Origin of the sequence: Methanomicrobium antiquum (genome assembly GCF_029633915.1) — an archaeon.
Taxonomy (GTDB): domain Archaea; phylum Halobacteriota; class Methanomicrobia; order Methanomicrobiales; family Methanomicrobiaceae; genus Methanomicrobium; species Methanomicrobium antiquum.
On the sequence record NZ_CP091092.1, the window covers coordinates 2,363,624 to 2,383,633 of the forward strand.

A 20,010-nucleotide genomic window follows, 5' to 3' on the forward strand; every position below is an offset into this window, starting at 1 on the left:
AGATTTGCTGATATATGAAAGAAGAATAATCTGGTCCTTTCAGCCGGCTTTTATGACAGAGAAAAATGCTTCTGGATATAATTATTGACAAAAGAATGACAAAAAAAATTGATTTTTTTAATGTTTGTTTTTTCAATGGTCTTTATTCTCCTGGTGGTTTTAGTGGTTTTAACGCTTTTTTACTTTCTTTTAAGAATTAAAATTCCTGCAAAGATTCCCAAAAGTGCTGTTAAAACCGCTAATCCGGGTGCTGACTGTGTTGGCTGGGGAGTTGGAATAGTTGTTTGTGTGTTTGTTTTTGCCATTCCGATTGTAAGTGTTGAAGTCTGTCCTGCATTAACAGTGACTTTTGAGTATGTATCTTCATATCCGGATAAAGAAAGCATAACAGTGTGTTCACCGGCGGGGACACCTGTAAGTGTGAATGGCGTAATTGTACCTTTATACACATTATCTAAGTATATGTATGCACCTGAGGGTGTTGATGAAATACTCAGATATCCTGTATTTTGAATAGGTCCTTCCTCCATGTCAGCAAAAATATTGACTGTGCTTCCTGTCATTGTAATTGATGTTGTATAATCAGAATATCCCGGATGTGTCAGTTTAAGCTGGTGCTGGCCGTTTGCAACATTTTGTACAGGATATGAAACCCCGTCCATTGTTTCACCGACATAAACGCCGTCTAAGTAGATTTTTGCACCATATGGTTCAGATGTCACAAGAATTTCGTTTGTCGGCGCTATTGGGTTTAAATCAGCATATACTGAGATTTGCGTCCCCTCGATTACATTGACAGTCTTTTTGTAATTGTAGTATCCGTTTTTGGTAACTTCAATCTCGTGGTTTCCGGAAGAAAGACCTGTTATGACATAAGGTGTTTTTCCAACCATTTTGCTGTTTACATACACGTAAGCATCAGAAGGATCTGATGTTACAGAGATGGAGCCCGGAGATCCTAAGTTTAAGTGAACATTTTGTGTATAGCCGCTATGCAGGTAAACATTTGTTGATGAACTTTCATATCCGTCAAGTTCTGCCTCAATTGTATATGTTAATCCTGCCTTTAGGTTTGAAAGTGTCAGAGGAGAGAGTCCCTGGTAGATATTGTTTACATGAATTCTTGCGCCTGACGGGGATGTTGTGATATAAAATCCGCCTGTGCCGGATTCAGTCGCTGTTGCAGTCGGCCCCGGATTTAGCGTTACATAAACATTTACAGTTTCACCTGGTGAAGGTGCTGTAGGAAGTGTTGTTGTTGCTGTAGGGTATCCCTGCTTTTGAACAGAAACTTCGGAGTATGGAGCCGCGGTTGAATAAACAGCAACTGAAAGAACTCCTCCTGCGATATCTCCCATGTAATTTCCGTCAAAATAAACACTTGCACCATTTACATTGCAGTGAATGGTGTACCATCCCATATCTCCTCCGACAGCACCGGCGGGAAGGGCAAGTGCTGAGGAGATGCCTATGAGAAGAATAATAAGAGATGCATAATTCCGCTTCATAATTATCTATATCCGTTATTTTTTAGATATAGGTTTCTGAAATAAAAAAAAGTATATGAAAAAGTATATGAAAGAAACCGGAAATGAAAACAAACCGGGATTGGGAACAAACCAATATGAGATGAAAATGATATGAAAAGAACCGGGATTGGGAACAAACCAATATGAGCTGAAAATGATATGAAAAGAACCGGGATTGGGAACAAACCAATATGAGCTGAAAATGACATGAAACAAACCAGGATTGGGAAGAAACAAACCAGGATTGGGAACAAACCAATATGAGATGAAAATGATATGAAAAGAACCGGGATTGGGAACAAACCGGAAGACAAGAAAGGAAAGATTAAAAAAAATATACTCATAAAGTTAAGATATCAGATAAATAATATTCAGGGAATACTTTATTCTGGTATATCTTAAATAAATATTACAGGATAAGACCTGCAGAGAAAAGTATTGGAAAATCAAATTTTGGATGACTGGTTTTAAAAACCAATGATTATCATACGAAAACGTTTATGAAAACGTTCATGAAATTTTCATTTCATGCTAACTGTTTCATGTAAGTTACGAAGTAACTTTAATAGCAAATCATACAAAAATCTGCAGGATATAAATAATTACAGGTGATAATAACGTATATTCCGGATTTGGCTGGCGATGAGGGCGTTCTTGCTGAAATACCAAACATAGAAGTAAAATCAATAGAATTCAGGCTGTTTCTTACAAATAAAAGAATAATCTTAGCTGAGGATTCGCTTAAAAGAAAACCTCCTGTTGTAGTTCCGCTTCAGGCAATAAGAAATATCAGCACAGGAACAAATTTCTCAGACGATCCTGTAATTAAAATTTCAGTCTCGGCTCCAAACGGAAGTCAGAAGAAGATGGTTTTATCCTTCAAACAGGAATTTACCGGCGTCCGCGACAAAGAACGCGATCAGCTAAAAAAAGTTCTTGAAGGCGTTGTATCAGAAAGCCAGATGACTATCAAAACCCCGTCTTTTAATCAGCCGGGAGGACAGTCTGGTGCGGGCAGTTTTGGCTCTGTTCATCAGGGAGGATTCATAAATAACCAAAACAGCGCTCAGTCCTTTAACGGAGGTAGTGGCGGTGGAGTTGGAGGTGCCGGGGGGGTTATTTTAAAAGCCGCAAATGTGCTTGTAAAATCCCAGGAATACACAGTTGAGCTTACAAATGAAAAAATAACTTTAGTAGATCCAAACCGCCCGCAAAAACCATCTGTAATTCCAATCTCGTCTATTAGAAGCGCTGAAGGTGAAACTGGTGATAACGGCGAGCCTGCAATAGGTCTTTTAGTGGAAGCCGGAAATGGAAATATCAGGCGAATGGTTCTTAAATTCTCACAATGGTATGACAAAAACCGCTTTTTAGAGCGTGAGACATTTGTAAGGGCAGTCCAGGATATTATTGCAACCGGAAGTGTATGTGAACTCTACCGCCCAAATGAGGCTGAAGTTATGCAGTCTGCCAGCGCACCTTCCAATATGTCTTCTCAGGCCGGATTTTCAGCAAAACCTCCACAGATGACAAATAATCCGGGAATTTGCCCGATGTGTGGTACATCTGTATCTTTTGGCACCAGATTCTGTGTAGCCTGCGGACATATGATTGAAGGAGAGTCGTTTGCATCCAGGGGTGTGTCTGCTGCCGGAATGTCTTCCAATATGTCGGGCGGAATTATAGATTCCGAATCATATGGCGGAGGAAACAGAGGCTTTTTGAATGAATCAGAGGGTGGTTTTGACACATCCGGCGATGATGACTTTTTTGCCGCTCCTCCTGTTAAAAGATCTCAAAAGCGAACCAGGCCCAAAAGAGAAAAAAAGCCAAAGGTGGCAAAACAAAAGAAGAGCCGCAGTTCATACGATGATGATTTCTTTGGCGGAGGAAGAAGTTCGGGTCCTTTGTTTGATTCAAACTCTGTTATCGGAAGAATCCTTTTATTTATTACATCCCCTGCAGATGCGTTTCAAAAGACTAAAGGGCAGGACGCCCTTGAAACAGCGCCACATCTTGCTATCTCACTTTTAATATTTGCGCTTGGAAACGTTTTTTTCCTGAGCTGGTATGCATCAGGGCTTGATGCCGCCCAATATCCGCTGATGAGCACCTTCTCCGACTTTGGAAATGCGTTCTTCTTCGTTTTCGAACTTGCGATACTAATTGCAATAATTACAGTAATTTACGGAATTTTACTCCATGTTTCACTGGGGCTTTTGGGATTTAGAAGTGAGGTAAATGACGGTCTTAGAATATCTGCATACTCTGCAACTGCGTTCATCGCCGGCGGAATTATCCCTCTTGCAGGTCTTTTTATTGCACCTTTATGGGCGGTTTTGCTCCAGGTCATCGGAATCAGGGAAAATTTCAACACATCCGGAATGCAGGCTCTAATAGCCGCATTAATCCCTGCGTTTGCCGCTTTTGTTGTATTTTATATTTTTATATCATCCGGAGACAGCAACTTTTCGATATTTGGAGGAGCATGAATTGAAAACCGGTTGTATAGTTATAACCGTTTTTTTAGGATTTTTTCTGATAACAGGCGCAGTATCAGCGGCAGATGGATCTTTTTCATTTGAGCAGGGAAACTTAAATACTGATGATTATCTGACTGTTAAGTTTACAGGTTTAATGGAGGGTAAAACAGCTTCAAATGATAGTCAGTGGGAGTGGAATTTTGGTGACGGAACAAAAGCCGGATATGGAAAAATCGTCACCCATACTTACTCCAAAGACTCTCTTCCCTTTGATTTGAGCCAGCCGATAGAGTTTATGATCGGCCTTTCTGTTACTACAGATGAAGATTCAGGTGAAGAAAAGATTGAAACATCCAGAAAAATTACGCTTGCAGAACCCTCACTTTCAGCAACATTTTCCGCCAACGTGACCTCAGGCACATACCCGATGACAGTTTTGTTTGAGGATAAGACGCATGGAAGGCACAGAATACTGGAATGGGATTTTGCAGATTTAAGTGATAAGCCTGCAATATCGCCTGTGACACACGTTTTTGAAACCGACAGGACATATCCTGTAAAGCTTGTTGTCGGAAGAGGGCCGGGAGAGGTCAGCACTGCAATGAGAGAAATTGTTGTAAGAAAACCCGGGCCGGTTGTCTCCTTTTCATCTGATGTCAGCAGTGGAAGAGCACCTCTTGTAGTTCATTTCACTGATAATTCTGTGATTGACAGCGGTGAGATAACAGAAAGGCTGTGGGATTTTGGGGATGAATCTTTGACATCAGATGCAAAAAATCCAAAGCATGTCTTTTCAAAGCCGGGGGAATATTTAGTTGTCCTGACAGTTACGGGAAATGAGAAAACAGCGTCTGATAAGATGAAAATTACTGTCAAAAACCTTGAAGCCTCTTTTTCTGCCGACAAAACCTCCGGGACTGAATCTCTTTCAGTTTCGTTTACAAGCGATTCCAAGGGAGATATTGAAACGCATTACTGGAATTTTGGTGACGGGCATTTCAGTACAGAACAAAATCCTGTTCATATCTTTCATAATGCCGGAGTATATGACATCTCGCTTACTGTTTCAGGCCCTTTGGGCTCTGATATGAAGACAAGATTCGGATACATCGAGGTTTTTGATTCAGATTTAAAACCGTTTAAAGACGAAGACTCTGATTTGGATTTGAAAGACTCTCCAACCAAAGTTTTTACTGAAAAAAAACTGCTCTTTGGAATTTCAGGAACAGAGATTATTATGGAAAAATTGGATCAGTTTAAAACCTTTATACTGGAGATTTTTTCAATTACCAGGGAAACCGGAGAAGACATTGGAGAAAATATCGGTGATATCGGTGAAAACTTAAATATTTCAGAGACTGAAGCAAACTGAAACACAAAGTAAAACAAACCGGGAGAAACTAAAAAAAAATGGTTCTTCTCCATTTTTCTGAAAGATAGGACTATCCAAAAAGAGAAACAACTTAGAGAATAACCTCCAAATATGATGATATGTCCAATAAACATTACAAATGGAGGGAATGCATTTCTGCATTCACATCTATGTTCTCATTTGTGGGCTTTTAAGATTATTGATATGGAAGATTTCATCAGTTTCTTAGGTTACTGGCCTTGACTGGAAGACAATCAAAGATAATCGATTATTAGCAAGGGAGGGGACAGGCCCCTCCCTTAAACCCGCCCCGCTTACGATAGGTCACCGGAGGGGGGCTAAGCCCCTCCGGTTCCCGGGGATATTGTGTACATCGCGACAAATCAATTCCAAATTAGGGTGATCAGAAATATGGCGAAGAGTCAAAAAAATATGATAATTAAAGCAAAGGCATATTCAAAATATTAATTAAATTAAAGAAACTGGAAAATTTCCTTCTCTTTTGTATCTTTGGATTTTTTTATTTTTTTGCCTTTCCCTGATTTGATACTTCATCCATTGCGGCTTTGATCTTCTCCTGGTCTCCAAGATAGTAGTGCTTTATTGGTTTTAGGTCTTCATCAAGCTCATATACAAGCGGAACGCCGGTCGGGATATTGACTTTTGCTATATCGTCATCTGAGATTTCGTCAAGAATTTTAACAAGCGCTCTTATACTGTTTCCATGCGCCGCAACAAGAATTTTTTTACCTGATAAAATGTCAGGTGATATAACATCCCTCCAGTAGGGAAGTACCCTTGCAACTGTATCTTTTAAGCACTCTGTTAACGGAATCTCTTCAGGCTTTAAACTTTGATAGCGGCGATCATTTACCGGACTTCTTTCATCATCCGGCTTTAACTCAGGCGGTGCTGTTTCATAACTTCTTCTCCATACAAACACCTGCTCGTCACCGTAACTGGCGGCTGTTTCTGCCTTGTTTAACCCCTGAAGTGCACCATAATGTCTTTCATTTAATCTCCATGAACGTATAACTGAAATCCACATCAGATCCATCTCATCAAGTGTAATCCAAAGCGTTCTTATTGCCCGTTTTAAAACAGAGGTATATGCGGTGTCAAAGGTGTAGCCTTCGCTTAACAAAAGTTTGCCTGCGGAGTGTGCCTCTAAAACTCCTTTTTCAGACAAATCAACATCAGTCCAGCCGGTAAAGCGGTTCTCTTTATTCCATACGCTTTCACCATGACGAAGCAAAACGATTTTGTACATAATTTTCAAAGACTCCGGTTTTTATTTGAATATCTAGTATTATTGTTCCGGCAGTAAAAAAAAAGTGCTTGTTGAAAGTTATTGGTGAAAGTTATTGGCGGCAAAAAAAAGAAAAAAAAGATCTTAGATTTTTTGTTTTATGAGACCGTTGCCGAGACTGTCACTGAATCAGACGATGCAGTGGAACTTCCGGACGCGGCGTACTGACCTTTCTGGTTTATGACATCGACCATTAAAACACCGGAACCTCCGTCATCCTTGACAGTGGTAACAGTTATTGTGCCGGACGGATTTTCAAGCTTAATGTCTTTGTATCCGTAGATTGCTGGTTCTCCGTCATCATCTGTGATTGTTGTTTTCACACCGTTTACACTGTAGCTTCCGGACCACTGACCTGAGTAGATAATCTGTATATGCCATGTTCCAAAGTTTTCCGATACAGATGTTGAACCAGGAGTGTAATCAGCGGCGGGCGACGATGATGATCCCGGATTTGTGGGTGACGGGCTGTTTTCTCCTGAGAACATTCCGCTGTTTAATGCAAACATGACAACTGCAATTACAACAATAACTGCAACAACTCCTCCGATGATCATGGGGAGATTTTCAGGCAGTCTGCTCTCCTTATATCCGTATGGGTCTCTTTGTCTTTGCCCGCGACTTTTAACTGCTTTTCTCTGCTCTTTTTCGTATTGTTTTTGCTCTTTTAACCGCTGTTTTTCAGAGGCTTTATATGCCTTTTCCTGTGCTTTGGAAAGATTTCCCTGAGGTTTTGAATTCCTAAGACTCCTTTTATTTCCTCTCATATTTTGAAATTCAGGATCATCTGCAAGACTAAAACCTCCGTTTTTAGGTGGCACAGGTGGCATTGGCGGTGCTCTTCTCTGGAAACTTTCATCAGGCCCGCCTCTCATGTATCTGTCAGGTACCGGAGGGCGCTGATTTAAGTTCTGAGTATGTGGTGAAGCACCATATCCTCCGGCGTTTTGTTGTTGTGAGCTGTGAGATTCGGCCTTTTTTCCGCACGAAGGACAAAAAACAGATCCAGATGGCATTTTTGCACCGCAATAACCGCAGAATGAAGGTTTGTTCACAGTTCCTGCGTCATATCCTGCCGGCGGCGTCTGCATTCCGCCGCGGGGCGGCACAGGTGGCATATGGCTTTCGTGTGGAGGAACAGGAGGTCTGTTTTGGATATTATGGTATTGATTTGGATATCCTGCTGGAGGAGACCGCGGCGGGGATTGCCGGTTATCCTCATGCACAGGCGGCATCTTTGGCGGCTGTCCATAAGAGTCGTTTCTCCGGCTTTCATACGGAGGTACAGGTGGAGGTGCTACAGGCGGTCTGCCTGAAGGCTCAAAGCCCTGGCGCGGATTTAGATGAGGTGCTTCTCTTTCATATCCGATATTGCCGCCTGTGCCCGGCCCTGGAGGATTGTAAACAGGCGCACTTTGAGAAGTTCTGTCAGGCCCGGATGAAAAAGCGCCATAAGAATTTTTGTTTTGAGCCTGTGTGGTGATTATTTTTAGCTTTTCTATCCATTCATCTCTTTCAAAATAGCGGTAATCTCCTGACTGGGCAAATTTAAGTATGAGGTTTCCGTTTTCGCCTGAAGGTTTTTGAATTAAAAATTCAATTGTCGGTGTTCCTGCCTGATCTGTTTTTGGATCAAAATTTCGGACCAGATTTATGGGAAATACAAGCTCTTTTTTCTCATAGAGTTCTTCAGATTTTTTGACAAAAATAATTCGTTTGTTTGTTAAAAATGCGTCAAACAAAACATTTTTTACAATTACATCCGGAGAGGTTTTGATTACTTCCTCTCCGGGATTTAGCTGGGGCCTGTACATAATGATACTTTAATTGTTTGATAAAGGATACAATAAATTATTCTATGGTCACTGACCCGGGAGGGTAAACCATCAGACTGAGTAGGGTAAGATGAATCTGTAAACTGAAGTTGATGCCGGATACAACTACACTAAATATTTGATACCGGTTTGATGGTACTGAACATGTCATACCGAATCTATGAAGAAAGGCTTATTAGATGCCTGATTTAAAAGAATTATTTGAAGAATATAAGAATAAAAAAATGAGAAGATATGAATAAAAAATAAAATGGGAAGAAAAAAATAAAAATAAAATGAGAAGAACAATCAAAAATTAAAAAGAAAAAAAAGAACGAAGAAAAAGAAAAATTTTAAAAAATAAATTCTACATTGAGAATTGTTATCCGCTGATGACTGAGGGAGAGAAGATATGTTAATAGAGAAAGAGAAAATCAATAAAAAAATTAAAAATCTTTATGAAGACTCTCTCTCTGATATTATCATTTTTTCTTCAACAGCAGTCTGTATAGTATTTGTTGCTTATTTTTTGTATGCCGGCACTGTTACGGTAATTCCACATATTCTTTATATCCCGATAATTCTCTTTGCATACAGATATCCTAAAAGAGGCATTTTATTTTCATTCATAATTGCAGTATTATACCTGATTTTGTTTGACATCCTTATATCAGCTGATTTTGGATTATATATAGATGCAATTGGAAGAACGGTTGTTTTTATTGCAGTTGGAATTATTGTATCATATATCTCAGGAAAACTGCACTCTCAAAAGGAGAGATATATGTCTCTTTTCAACAGTCTTGATGAGCCCATATTTCTGGTTGAAAAAAACCCCGACAACTCTCTTGGAAAGATAACTGACTGTAATCAGACCTGCTGTGACATACTTGGATATACTAAAATTGAACTTTTATCAATTGAATTATCATCAATAATCACAAAATCAGGAGATGCGGAATTAAGTAATGAAAAAAAATCCCCTCTTTTCTTTAAAGGTTCTAAAAGCAGTCCTTTGGAGGTTTTGATAACCGCAAAAAGCGGCATGAAAGTTTTGTTTGACCTAAATTTTCATAAAAGTCCGTCAGGAAAAACAGAGGAAGTTATAGTTGCCGCAAAAAACCCGTACCTAAGGCATGAGGCAGAGAAAAAAATAACCGAAAGCCGCTTTCGACTTGAAGAGTCTCTTAAAATTGCAGGTCTTGGATACTGGGACAAAAATACAGATGAGGATTTTCAGACATGGTCTGATGAGACCTTCAGGATATTCAAAATACCTCCGAATTCCGAAATGAAGATAAAAAGTGAGGATTTCAAGGAGTTAATTCATCCGGAATTTCGTGAAAAGGTATTTTTAGGGTATGATAAAAGTATATCTGAGAGAAGTGAGTATTCACGGAAATTTAAGATAATCACCGGCGATTCAGAGGAAAGATGGGTTCATTCCCGTTGCCGGCACTATACCGATAAAAGAGGAGTTGTCATACGTTCCCTTGGTACAATCCAGGATATAACTGATGATGTAATTGCAGAGAAGAAAGCCTCTGAACAGGCGAAGTTTTTTGAGACACTTCTTGAGACAATTCCTCTTCCTGTCTTTCACAAAGATAAAGACGGAAAATATCTTGGATGCAATCAGGCTTTTGCGCTTTTGACAGGAAAAAGCAAGGATTATATTATTGGAAGGACTGTATTTGACCTCTTTGATGAGAAAACCGCTGTTTTCTTATCAGAAAAAGACAATCCTATGCTTAATAAGTCAGGTGTTCAGATAACAGAAGCAGAAATTCCTGACAGCCGGGATAATATCAGAAATATGATAATAAGCAAGGCTGAAATTTCCGGCAGTGATGGAGAGGACAGAATTGTTATCGGAGTTATGCAGGACATTACTCTTCTTAAAAGAACAAAGAAGAATTTAAGAAAGTCGTTAGAAGAGAAGAATGTTCTTTTGCAGGAGGTTCATCACAGGGTAAAAAACAATCTTGCGGCAATAACCGGAATTTTAGAGATTGAAAAAAGCAGAATAAAAGATGAGGATGCTCTTCGGTTTTTGGATGAGGCTGAAAACAGAATTCAGTCGATGGTGATTGTTCATGAAAGTCTTTATCATTCTGATAATGTTGGTGAAATTGACGCACAGGTACACTTCAAAAATCTGTTTGAGTCTGTGCTTACATCATATTCTCCGCCCTCTGATGTTAAGCTTTTACTTGATACATCCGGCTGTAAAATTGATATTAATTCGGCGATTCCATGCAGTCTTGTTGTAAATGAAATTCTCACCAATTCGATGAAGTATGCATTTTCCGGCAGAAGTGAGGGTGAAATTAAAATCAATCTTAAATGCCATGACAAATATTACCATCTTTCAGTCTCTGATGACGGCATCGGGATTCCTGAGGACATTTCACCTGAAAAATCAAAAACACTTGGTATAAAAGTGATTTATAATATTGTAAGCCTTCAGCTTATGGGAGAAATATCTCTTGATAGAAAAAACGGAACAAAATGGGAGATTACCTGGCCGCGAAAGGAAACAGATTCTGATACAGTTTTATAATATTGGCATAAAAGTCAAAATCCCTGAGAGAATTTCATCATTTTTTTGTGTTTAAAATAATAATTTTTTAATTTTTATTTTAAATTTTATCATCAGATATTGTTTTCATCCTGTTTTGCAGGACAAAAGTTGCACACTGAGTAAAAAATATCTTCTTCCTTGTCGCGTATCGGACAAAAATATCCTTCACTGTTCTGTGTTACCTCAAATCCGCCCGGAAACGGAGTTCCCGGAGGATGTCCGGGCTCTTCTTCAACAAACATTGCATAAGCACATAAAAGATAATAGAAGAGATCGTAGAGCGGCTTTTTTTCTTTATCAACAAATCTGTGTCCTTCTTTTTTCTCATCAAAGCATGCTTTTGGAATCATCTCGCAGTATTTTTCAAATGTTTCCGGATCTGAAATTAAAGAGCAGTTTTTTTTAAAATCGCCCCGTCTGTAATTAAGAAGTATCCTGTGGTACCTTCCAAAAAACCATTCTTTTGCATACGGGAGAAGTTTAGTTCTGTAAGGTTCCGGAAGGCATTCCACTTCATCCCGTGCCCTTGCAGAGATTACCGCCAGGCTGTACCTGTCATATTTCATAAGAATTTCTGCTATGAATTCCAAAAGCCTGCCCTTTGTCTTAATGCTTTTCATTTCATCAGCAATCTGATGAATTTTTTGAAATGCGGGATTTTCTGAATCTTTCATTTTAGTTTTATTTATCCTCAAGAATTCTCATAAACTCTCTTATTGTACATACAAACTCAGGCACCTGAAGTACAACTCCTGTTACTTCTCCATCGCGAATACCGATAAAAAATCCGGTCTGGTTGTCAATTATCATTGTGATTTTAGCCACCACTTTTTTGTCGAATTTATATTTTTGAGATGAGATTTTCTCTTCGAATTCAATCATCTTCTTAGGATATTCCGAGACTTTCAGGTTTGTTCCGATAAAATCGGATTTGTTTCTGGCATAAATTTCTAAGTTTATCTTCCTCTTTAATTTTTTTAATTCCGGAAGCATCCATTTGAAATAAGAGTAGTCATTTACAATTATCAAAATTTCATTCTCGGCATTTTGAATAAGAGTCTTTGCCCTGTTTTTAATTCCCCATTCTGAATGGATTGTCCAGACCATTGACGGCGGCTTTGAATTTAAATGAAGATTTGATAAGTATTCTGTTGATTTATCGATTGATTCGTTTATCTGTGATTTTAATTTTCCAAGCACTGCACCGGGATTGTCGGCATAGTAGTAAGATGGATTTCCGTTTTGGATTTCAATGAATTTTTTATCTGAAAGACTTTTTAAAACCGCATATATTCTTCCCTGCGGGACGCCTGAGTTTTCATGAATTTCACGTGCTGTTGCCATTCCGTAGCCGATAAGTGATATGTATGCTTTTGCTTCATATTCTGTGAATCCAAGTATTTTTAAAGTTTTTATTGTGTTTTCAACCATTGACAACTCCGAAAGTTTCAATTAATTAATTAGTTCTTTATGCATTATATAACTTAAGCAGTGAAGATGACTAAAAATGCACACAGCAAAAATCCAAAAAAACACAGAATTGCATGAAAATGCTTAGAAAATTAAAAAACAGCATAGAACAACAAAAAGTATGTGAAAATTAGTAAGTTAAAAAATTTTAAGGATTTAATCTCCCAAAAAGGTATGAAACATTTTCAGGATAAAATCTCCCTCCAGATATCTGACTCCTGAGAACAAAAAATCCTGAAATTTTTTAAAAAGTTAATTAAAAATGTGCTATGAAAAAGTTTTATGTAAATCACAACGTGATTTTCATGTTAAATGTGATGCTAAATTAATTTAAAAAAAATCACCCTGGAAAATTAAAATTAAAATTAAATTCGACATCTAAAAGCCAGTATATGAGATGTGCAAAAAAAATCCCTTAATAACTGATAAATTCTTATGCATGAGTTAGTTAAGGATAAGATTTGACGGGAAAAGGGGGATTTTTAAGATTTTGACTCTTCACTGTGGATTATATTTTTTTGCAGATGCTATGTTTTTTATTCTTTTTTTAATTTTTCTTCCATCCTGGTGTTTTTTTAATTTACTTTAATCCTGTTAATTTTCTGAAATTTCTTTAATCCGGCAACTTTCTTAATTTTGCACTTTTACTTTTTATTGTGCGGCGTTTTTTTGAAATTTAAAAGTGCCACAAAAATCCTGAAAAACCCTTAAAAAACCCTTAAAAAAATCATGTTAGACTCTTAAAAATACATCCTAAGAAACTCCTAAAAAAATCCTTAAAACTTTAAGGGTTGTACTTCATTTAATATCTTTCTTTTAAAAATGTTTATGAAGAAAATTTCATAGAATAAGTTATCACATAAAAGTTCGTGTAAGTCACATAAGTGATTTACAATTGAGAGTTACTTTGTAACGTACCTGAAAAATAGTACATATAAATAAGAAAAATTTCGTTTGAGGAAAAAGTGATGAAAAACCAATTAAATAATCTCTCCATAACCTCCGGTGAGGATTTATCAGAGCTCTCAACAGCCGGTATATGGGAGGATGCAGGCATACTGCCTCCGCCTGTATGCATGCGTCTTGTGGAAATTCTGCATATTTTGTATTTTTCTGAAAAACAAATTCCTGCCGACTGCATGAAGATGATAAATCTGGCAGTAAACACTCACGAATTTGTAAATAATCCTGAATTTAGGGTGACAGATATAAAAAAGATGCACTCTTACGCAAAATGCCTTGGAATCGATATATCAGACTTCAATGAGTCTGAAACAGCTTCTAAGATAACAAAGGAAATAATCTGTGATTATATCGCTGATGACCGGCAGAGATTTTCTCCGGCAGAAAAGGATTTTTCCGATAAGAACAAAATACTAGAGAAATATTCTTCTTTGAATTTCTGAAAATTATGCCTTTGTATTTTTTCAGCCGTGAGGATGATAATATTGAAATCACCATTTGAATTTATAGCAAAATCAATTAACAACCGGCCATTTCTTGTTGCAGGCCTGATAGTCGCCGTTTTAATAATGGCGTTATTCGGTGCTTCAATGACATACATGAAGACAGGTACTGAGACCTATCTTAATACTGACGAGCCTTTAGGCTCTCTTGTCGTTCATTACAGCGATACATTCGGCTCGGATGCAGTAATACTGATAATAGAATCTGCTGATGTAACAGCGCCTGATGTATTAAAATATCTGGATAATCTTGAAGAGCAGATAAGAAGTGAAAGATATATATCCGGCGTTTCAGGACTCGTTGACGTTATAAAATCCGCAAACGACGGTGTGCTCCCGCAAAACAAGGGAGATATAGATGCAATTTTAGCATCAATTCCACCTGAGCATCTGCAAAAGCTTCTTCCGTCAAAGTCGATGACTCTTGTAAGCATTCCGCTTGAAACCGGAATTTCAGATGACAATCAGAAGAGCGTTGTATATATTATTGACAGCGTAATCGAATTTTCAAACGTTCCTGCCGGAGTCACTGTAACTCCTACAGGTTCTCCTGCGTTTTCTGTTGAGATGGAAGAAGACATGGGGTCAAGCATGGGAACACTCATCGGTCTTGCAATGCTTCTCATGATTGTTGCGATGGTTTTGCTGTTTGGCCATGTCAGATACAGGATGCTTCCTGTATTCATAGTCTTTTGCGGAATCATTCTGACATTCGGAGTCATGGGTTTTTGCGGGATTGCAATCAGCTCGATTGTTGTTGCGGCCTTTCCTGTGTTAATCGGTATCGGGATTGATTATGCAATTCAGTTCCATTCGAGATTTGATGAGGAGATAAAGAAAAAACCGATGAAGGATGCGGTTTTTACAACCATTACAAGCTCAGGGCCTGCAGTTATGCTTGCAATGACTGCAACTGCTCTTGGATTTGTTGCTCTTTCAATTCTTGCCCCTTCACCAATGGTTGGTGACTTTGGAACGATATGTATTGTCGGTATAGTCTGCTGTTACTTATCAGCGATGATAATTGTCCCGACATTTGCGACAATAGTAAAATACAGACCAAAGGAGGGCGAAACAAACATACTTGACAGTGCAGAGCCATGCCAGCTGGACTGGAAAGGCTGTGAAAAACCTCCAAAGGTTAAATCCGGCACAAAAGGATCTTTTATGGAAAAATATGATATGCTTCTTGGAGGACTTGCCGGAAAAATTGCCAAGAATCCTGTTCCAATCCTTATATTTTTGTGCATGCTTGCCGTTGTTGGAATTCAGCTTGACGAAAAGGTAATAATTGATACTGATGAGGACTCGATGGTCTCACAGGATATGCCTGCGATGATCTCGATGAACAAGCTTACAAGTGTTATAGGTTCGACAAGCACAATTACAACATACATAAAGGCTGATTCAATACTTGATCCTGAAACTTTACAGTGGTTGGATGATTTTGGAAATTATGCAATATCGAAGCATGACGATTTAACCGGTGCAACAAGCATTGCAACATATGTAAAGTATTACAATGGCGGCGAAATCCCGTCTGATATGGTTACTTTAAAGAAGGTCTGGGAGGAGATTCCAAAAAGCACAAGGGATTCATATGTGAATGGAAACACAGAGGCTGTTTTGGAATTTTCTATGAAGGACATCTCAATTCCGGCAACCCAACAGCTTATTGCCGATATGCAAAAAGACCTTGACTGGTATATTCAGCACCCCGGAATGACTGCCTCCTTTACAGGTCAGATGGTAATGTTTTCTGATCTCATAAATGGAATCAAAGATACCAAAAATCCAATGACATATCTTGGGTTTGTCCTGATTTTTGTATTTTTAATTCTGGTTTACAGGAAGTTTACCGCAATTACGCCGCTTATTCCGATTATGATGATTGTCGGCTGGAACGGGCTTATTATGTATTCTCTTGGCCTTACATACTCGCTTCTCACAGCGACTCTTGGAGCGATGACAATCGGTGTTGCGTCTGAGTATACAATTCTTATTATGGAGAGATATCAGGAAGAGAAAGAAAAAGGAGAGGATATGGTTACTGCTATTCAAACAGCAATTCAAAAGATTGGAACAGCTGTTTCAGTATCAGGCCTTACAACTGTCTTTGGCTTCTCAGCGCTTATTCTTTCAACATCGCCTGTAATCCAGAACTTTGGTATAGTAACAGTTGTTACTGTTGGTTTTTCATTAATCGGCGCAATTGTTGTAATGCCTGCGATTATATCTCTGTTTGAATCTTTAAGTGTCTTTATGGATGACAGAAAACGATACCGTGCAGGCGGATGCCCTAAACAAAGCAAAAAAAGCTCAGGGCTTCTGGCAAGGTTTACAGAATTTTTAAAGATATAATAATAATCTAAATCTTTTTTTTGTATCTATTCAGCCTTTAATATCATATGATAATTTTTAATTAAGTAAGTTGTCCTATATTATGTGTGAATAATATATCTATCGATATTAAAGAGTTATGCAGGTATACAAATGAAGAATATATATCTTTAATTCAGATAGGTTATGTCTATTGTCAAAAAATCTTAACATTTATTCCCAGAGTAGATTCCTTAAAAGACTATCCTTCCCATGGAATAGATCACTCTGTTAGAATAATTGAATATATAAATAAATTTATAACTTCTTTTGAAGTTGAGCTAAGCCCCTCCGGTTCCCGGGGATATTGTGTACATCGCGACAAATCAATTCCAAATTAGGGTGATCAGAAATATGGCGAAGAGTCATTTTTATTTCAAAATATTTTTTAAAGAAGCAGTATTCCTATAATAGGAATTGTTGCAAGACACATAAGTGTTGAAATGAATACTCCTTTTGAGGCCGCATTTGAATCTACGTTGTATTCTTCTGCTAATAAAACAGCGTTTGCGGCAACCGGCATCGCCGCAAGAATTACAGGTATTCCTAACATTAAAGGATCGTCTACAAAGGGTCTTAATAAAAGGAAGAGTGCAAAAGGAATCACCAAAAGGCGAAATGCTGACATAATGTAAATTTTTGTATCCGAAAACATCTCTTTAATCGGCATTGCGGCAAGAAGGGCGCCTACGACAACCATTGCCAGCGGAGTTGTCATGGAACCTAAGGTGTCGATGACATTGAAAAAAGGTTCAGGTATGCTGTATCCTGTAAAAAAGAATAAAAGTCCTGCGAGTGATGCGATGATTCCGGGGTTTAGAATTAGTTTTTTGTCAAAATATTTTCCCATATCAGGCCTTAACATTAGAATTCCTGCAGAGAAGACTAAAAGACCGAAGGGGAGCATGAAAAGCGATGTGTAAAATGCGGCTTCTTCACCAAACATTGCGATGGTTACAGGAATTCCCATAAAACCGAGGTTTGAAAATACAAGCATGAACCTGTATACTCCTCTTTCCAGATCACTTTTAACAAAAAATTTTGGGACTATTAAAGCAAATGCAAATGAAAGAGCATAGTAGATTCCGGCAATTAAAAACATCTCCATTGTATTTGCAAATATCTCCTCATTAAGGGGAATCTGCATTGAGATTATGATAAGGCATGGAAGTGAGATGTTTACAAGAAATGATGAAAGTCCTCCTGCCGCACTTCTGTTGATTATTTTTGCCTTATATGAGGCATATCCTACCGCCATTAAGATAAATAAAACAATTATGCTGTTTACGACTACAAAAAAATCCATTTTGGCTTCTTCTTTTTTCTTTATAGTTATTTTAATTTTATTACAATAATATGGGTGGTGTTTTTGGAAGTATCTGTTTTTTAATAATAGGAAGAGAAGTTATTTTCTGATATAAGCGAAATTTTAAAAATTTACATTTACTGCAACAGGAGAAAAATTTCAGGGATTATTTATTTTCAATATTATCATTCCCGTCATGGCTGATGATGTGTAGATTTAAGTTAATCACAAATGTGAGTAATCCTTATGTGCCCCGTCAATTGTCATTATTTTTTCAACTTTAACAATATTATTGTGAATATCAATTATGTAAAATACAGTATAAGATCTGCTGATATGGAGGCGGTATACATCAGGAGGTCTGGAGCAGAATAATTTTTCCTTATTCTCCCCGGGAAAAGGATTAGCCTTTAGTTCCAGAATTCTCTCAACAATTATGTGCCGGGATTTTAGTGGCAGTTTTTTAAGAAATTTCTCTGCTTTTTTTTCAATTAGAATAGTAAACACAGTCCTTTTCCTGTATCGTTTGGTTCATTCGCTTTTTAGTATCTCTTCAGGATTGAAAGGCACAAATTCCCCTTCATTTTCTATATCAGCAATCATTTTCCATTCCCGAAAGTCACGTTCTCTTCCAATCATTTCTGAAATCAAATCATCATAGCTCTGCCCTGCTTTTTTTAAGTCATGCAGTTCTCTCCATGTAGGCTCTTTTATTGGAATACGTTTGATTTGATTTGATGAAGTTTCATCTGTTCCCGACAGCATGAGATGTTTTTTGTAAAGCACTATATTTATAATTGTGCATTTATGCCCTAATGTGCTTATATGGCATATTGTGCATTTTTATCATGTTGTGCATCTGTAATTTGCTGTTTACCATGAAAAATCTGGTTTCATGACCGTTTTTTGGAAGTATATTAAAGCCGATGCGGTGTATAAGTATTAATACAGGATTTTATGAAGATTGCATTTGTCTATGACGTCATATATCCTTATGTCAAGGGAGGCGCTGAAAAAAGAATTTATGAGCTTTCGCTCTCTCTTGTAAAAAGCGGTCATGAAGTTCATATTTTCGGCATGAAATACTGGGATGGCTCTTCTGTTATTGAAAAAGAAGGTGTAATTTATCATGGCGTCTGCAGGCCAAAAGAACTCTATGTGAAGGGTAGAAGATCTTTTTTCCAGGCTGTATATTTTTCAGTATTTCTTTTTTTCCCGCTTTTAAGGGAAAAATTTGACATAATCGACTGCCAGGCGTTTCCTTATTTTCCTGTATTTACATCGCTTTTGGTATCAGTACTTAAAAAAACCCCGCTGGTTGTTACATGGCATGAATTCTGGGGAGATTACTGGTATGAATATATTGGTTTTTCAGGCGTTTTTGGAAAATTCACAGAGAGGATTTGTGCAGTCCTTTCAAAAAATCAAATCGCAGTTTCAGATTTGACTGCTGACAGATTAAAGAAGAGAAATTGTCTTTTGCATAATTCTCACCAACATGTATGCGTTGTTCCAAACGGAGTTAATAAAATCAGGATTTCAGACGTTATGCCATCAGCGGAAAGTTGTGACATATTGTTTGCAGGCCGTCTTATCGCTTCGAAAAACGTTGATCTAATTTTACGATCGCTTGTTTTAGTAAAAAATAAACTGCCGTTTGTAAAGGCAGTAATTATAGGAGACGGGCCGGAGATAAATTCTCTAAAGAGTCTTTCTGCAAAGCTGGATATTTCAGAAAATGTTTCATTTAAAGGCTTTTTAGAGGACGAATTATTAGTTTTTTCTGCTATGAAGTCAGCGAAAGTCTTTGTTCTTCCATCGACAAGAGAGGGTTTTGGGATTGTTGCAATAGAAGCGATGGCCTGTGGAATTTCAGTTGTTACTGTAAGAAGCAATTCAAACGCCGCTGCATCTCTAATAAAAGACGGAGAAGACGGAATAATAACAGACCCTGACCCGGAGAGTTTTGCTGATGGGATACTTACTGCAATTTTAAATGAAGATCAGATGGGTGATAAAGCGCTTACGGCGGCAAACCGCTATGATGTTTCTGAGATTTCAAAAGAGATTGTTTTTTATTATGAGAAAGTCTTGAAAAGTTCAGGTTGAACAATTACTTCATTTGATAGATATAACTCCGAATTCAATTCCAGAATATTCATTATTTTGAATATTAAATTCACTTTGTGCTAAAATCTCCTATGAGTCATACGTAGTATCGCCTGTAACTCAAACATCATTCCCACCTGCTGAGAATACCCGCGAGGGTATTCTTGAAGCAGACTATCACTATGGCGC

14 protein-coding genes are annotated in these 20,010 nt (G+C 37.9%); 6 read left to right on the forward strand and 8 right to left on the reverse strand.

The genetic code is table 11. The annotated features are described in order from the left end of the window. Nucleotides 1–179 precede the first annotated feature (179 nt). On the reverse strand, nt 180–1,508 hold the full coding sequence (locus L1994_RS11590; RefSeq protein WP_278099591.1) for a PEGA domain-containing protein: 1,329 nt from the start codon (nt 1,506–1,508) through the stop codon (nt 180–182). Between the two features lie 629 nt (nt 1,509–2,137). Between L1994_RS11590 and L1994_RS11595 the strand changes: the two genes are divergently transcribed. Continuing rightward, nucleotides 2,138–4,021 carry a YIP1 family protein gene (locus L1994_RS11595; protein ID WP_278099592.1) on the forward strand — a complete coding sequence of 628 codons (1,884 nt, stop codon included), beginning with the start codon at nt 2,138–2,140 and terminating at the stop codon, nt 4,019–4,021. Between the two features lies 1 nt (nt 4,022). Continuing rightward, nucleotides 4,023–5,384: a PKD domain-containing protein gene (locus tag L1994_RS11600; RefSeq protein ID WP_278099593.1), complete on the forward strand. Its 1,362-nt coding sequence runs from the start codon at nt 4,023–4,025 to the stop codon at nt 5,382–5,384. Between the two features lie 520 nt (nt 5,385–5,904). Here the strand turns inward: L1994_RS11600 and gpmA are convergent. After that, a complete protein-coding gene (gpmA, locus tag L1994_RS11605; RefSeq protein WP_278099594.1) occupies nt 5,905–6,654 on the reverse strand; it encodes a 2,3-diphosphoglycerate-dependent phosphoglycerate mutase in 750 nt (249 codons plus the stop codon). 137 nt (nt 6,655–6,791) lie between these two features. Next, nucleotides 6,792–8,507: a zinc ribbon domain-containing protein gene (locus tag L1994_RS11610; protein WP_278099595.1), complete on the reverse strand. Its 1,716-nt coding sequence runs from the start codon at nt 8,505–8,507 to the stop codon at nt 6,792–6,794. A 412-nt stretch (nt 8,508–8,919) separates the two neighbouring features. Here L1994_RS11610 and L1994_RS11615 point away from each other — a divergent pair, with 412 nt between their 5' ends. Further along, nucleotides 8,920–11,070 carry a PAS domain S-box protein gene (locus L1994_RS11615; protein ID WP_278099596.1) on the forward strand — a complete coding sequence of 717 codons (2,151 nt, stop codon included), beginning with the start codon at nt 8,920–8,922 and terminating at the stop codon, nt 11,068–11,070. Nucleotides 11,071–11,162: 92 nt separating this feature from the next. On the opposite strand, the gene L1994_RS11620 is transcribed toward L1994_RS11615, so the two are convergent. Together L1994_RS11620 and L1994_RS11625 are read right to left on the reverse strand one after the other, a co-directional pair. Then, nucleotides 11,163–11,765, reverse strand: a complete 603-nt coding sequence (locus L1994_RS11620) for a DUF2115 domain-containing protein (RefSeq protein WP_278099597.1) — start codon at nt 11,763–11,765, stop codon at nt 11,163–11,165. A 7-nt stretch (nt 11,766–11,772) separates the two neighbouring features. Continuing rightward, on the reverse strand, nt 11,773–12,522 hold the full coding sequence (locus L1994_RS11625) for a TrmB family transcriptional regulator (protein ID WP_278099598.1): 750 nt from the start codon (nt 12,520–12,522) through the stop codon (nt 11,773–11,775). A 1,007-nt stretch (nt 12,523–13,529) separates the two neighbouring features. Between L1994_RS11625 and L1994_RS11630 the strand changes: the two genes are divergently transcribed. Together L1994_RS11630 and L1994_RS11635 are read left to right on the forward strand one after the other, a co-directional pair. Then, a complete protein-coding gene (locus tag L1994_RS11630; protein ID WP_278099599.1) occupies nt 13,530–13,967 on the forward strand; it encodes a hypothetical protein in 438 nt (145 codons plus the stop codon). 42 nt (nt 13,968–14,009) lie between these two features. Then, nucleotides 14,010–16,388: an efflux RND transporter permease subunit gene (locus tag L1994_RS11635; protein ID WP_278099600.1), complete on the forward strand. Its 2,379-nt coding sequence runs from the start codon at nt 14,010–14,012 to the stop codon at nt 16,386–16,388. A gap of 406 nt (nt 16,389–16,794) precedes the next feature. Here L1994_RS11635 and L1994_RS11640 read toward each other — a convergent pair whose 3' ends face one another. The 3 genes from L1994_RS11640 to L1994_RS11650 form a co-directional block, all read right to left on the reverse strand. Next, nucleotides 16,795–17,712, reverse strand: a complete 918-nt coding sequence (locus tag L1994_RS11640) for an AEC family transporter (protein ID WP_278099601.1) — start codon at nt 17,710–17,712, stop codon at nt 16,795–16,797. Nucleotides 17,713–17,937: 225 nt separating this feature from the next. Further along, nucleotides 17,938–18,219, reverse strand: a complete 282-nt coding sequence (locus L1994_RS11645; protein ID WP_278099602.1) for a type II toxin-antitoxin system RelE family toxin — start codon at nt 18,217–18,219, stop codon at nt 17,938–17,940. Between the two features lie 24 nt (nt 18,220–18,243). Then, entirely contained in the window at nt 18,244–18,477 is a 234-nt protein-coding gene (locus L1994_RS11650; protein ID WP_278099603.1) for a hypothetical protein, read from the reverse strand. 192 nt (nt 18,478–18,669) lie between these two features. Here L1994_RS11650 and L1994_RS11655 point away from each other — a divergent pair, with 192 nt between their 5' ends. Next, a complete protein-coding gene (locus tag L1994_RS11655; protein ID WP_278099604.1) occupies nt 18,670–19,821 on the forward strand; it encodes a glycosyltransferase family 4 protein in 1,152 nt (383 codons plus the stop codon). The last annotated feature ends 189 nt before the right edge of the window (nt 19,822–20,010 follow it).

Bases quoted from the DNA above. Each gene is read 5' to 3' on its own strand.
- L1994_RS11590 (WP_278099591.1), bottom strand. From the start codon at position 1,508: ATGAAGCGGAATTATGCATCTCTTATTATTCTTCTCATAGGCATCTCC.
- gpmA (WP_278099594.1), bottom strand. From the start codon at position 6,654: ATGTACAAAATCGTTTTGCTTCGTCATGGTGAAAGCGTATGGAATAAA.
- L1994_RS11610 (WP_278099595.1), bottom strand. From the start codon at position 8,507: ATGTACAGGCCCCAGCTAAATCCCGGAGAGGAAGTAATCAAAACCTCT.
- L1994_RS11615 (WP_278099596.1), top strand. From the start codon at position 8,920: ATGTTAATAGAGAAAGAGAAAATCAATAAAAAAATTAAAAATCTTTAT.
- L1994_RS11620 (WP_278099597.1), bottom strand. From the start codon at position 11,765: ATGAAAGATTCAGAAAATCCCGCATTTCAAAAAATTCATCAGATTGCT.
- L1994_RS11625 (WP_278099598.1), bottom strand. From the start codon at position 12,522: ATGGTTGAAAACACAATAAAAACTTTAAAAATACTTGGATTCACAGAA.
- L1994_RS11630 (WP_278099599.1), top strand. From the start codon at position 13,530: ATGAAAAACCAATTAAATAATCTCTCCATAACCTCCGGTGAGGATTTA.
- L1994_RS11640 (WP_278099601.1), bottom strand. From the start codon at position 17,712: ATGGATTTTTTTGTAGTCGTAAACAGCATAATTGTTTTATTTATCTTA.
- L1994_RS11650 (WP_278099603.1), bottom strand. From the start codon at position 18,477: ATGCTGTCGGGAACAGATGAAACTTCATCAAATCAAATCAAACGTATT.
- L1994_RS11655 (WP_278099604.1), top strand. From the start codon at position 18,670: ATGAAGATTGCATTTGTCTATGACGTCATATATCCTTATGTCAAGGGA.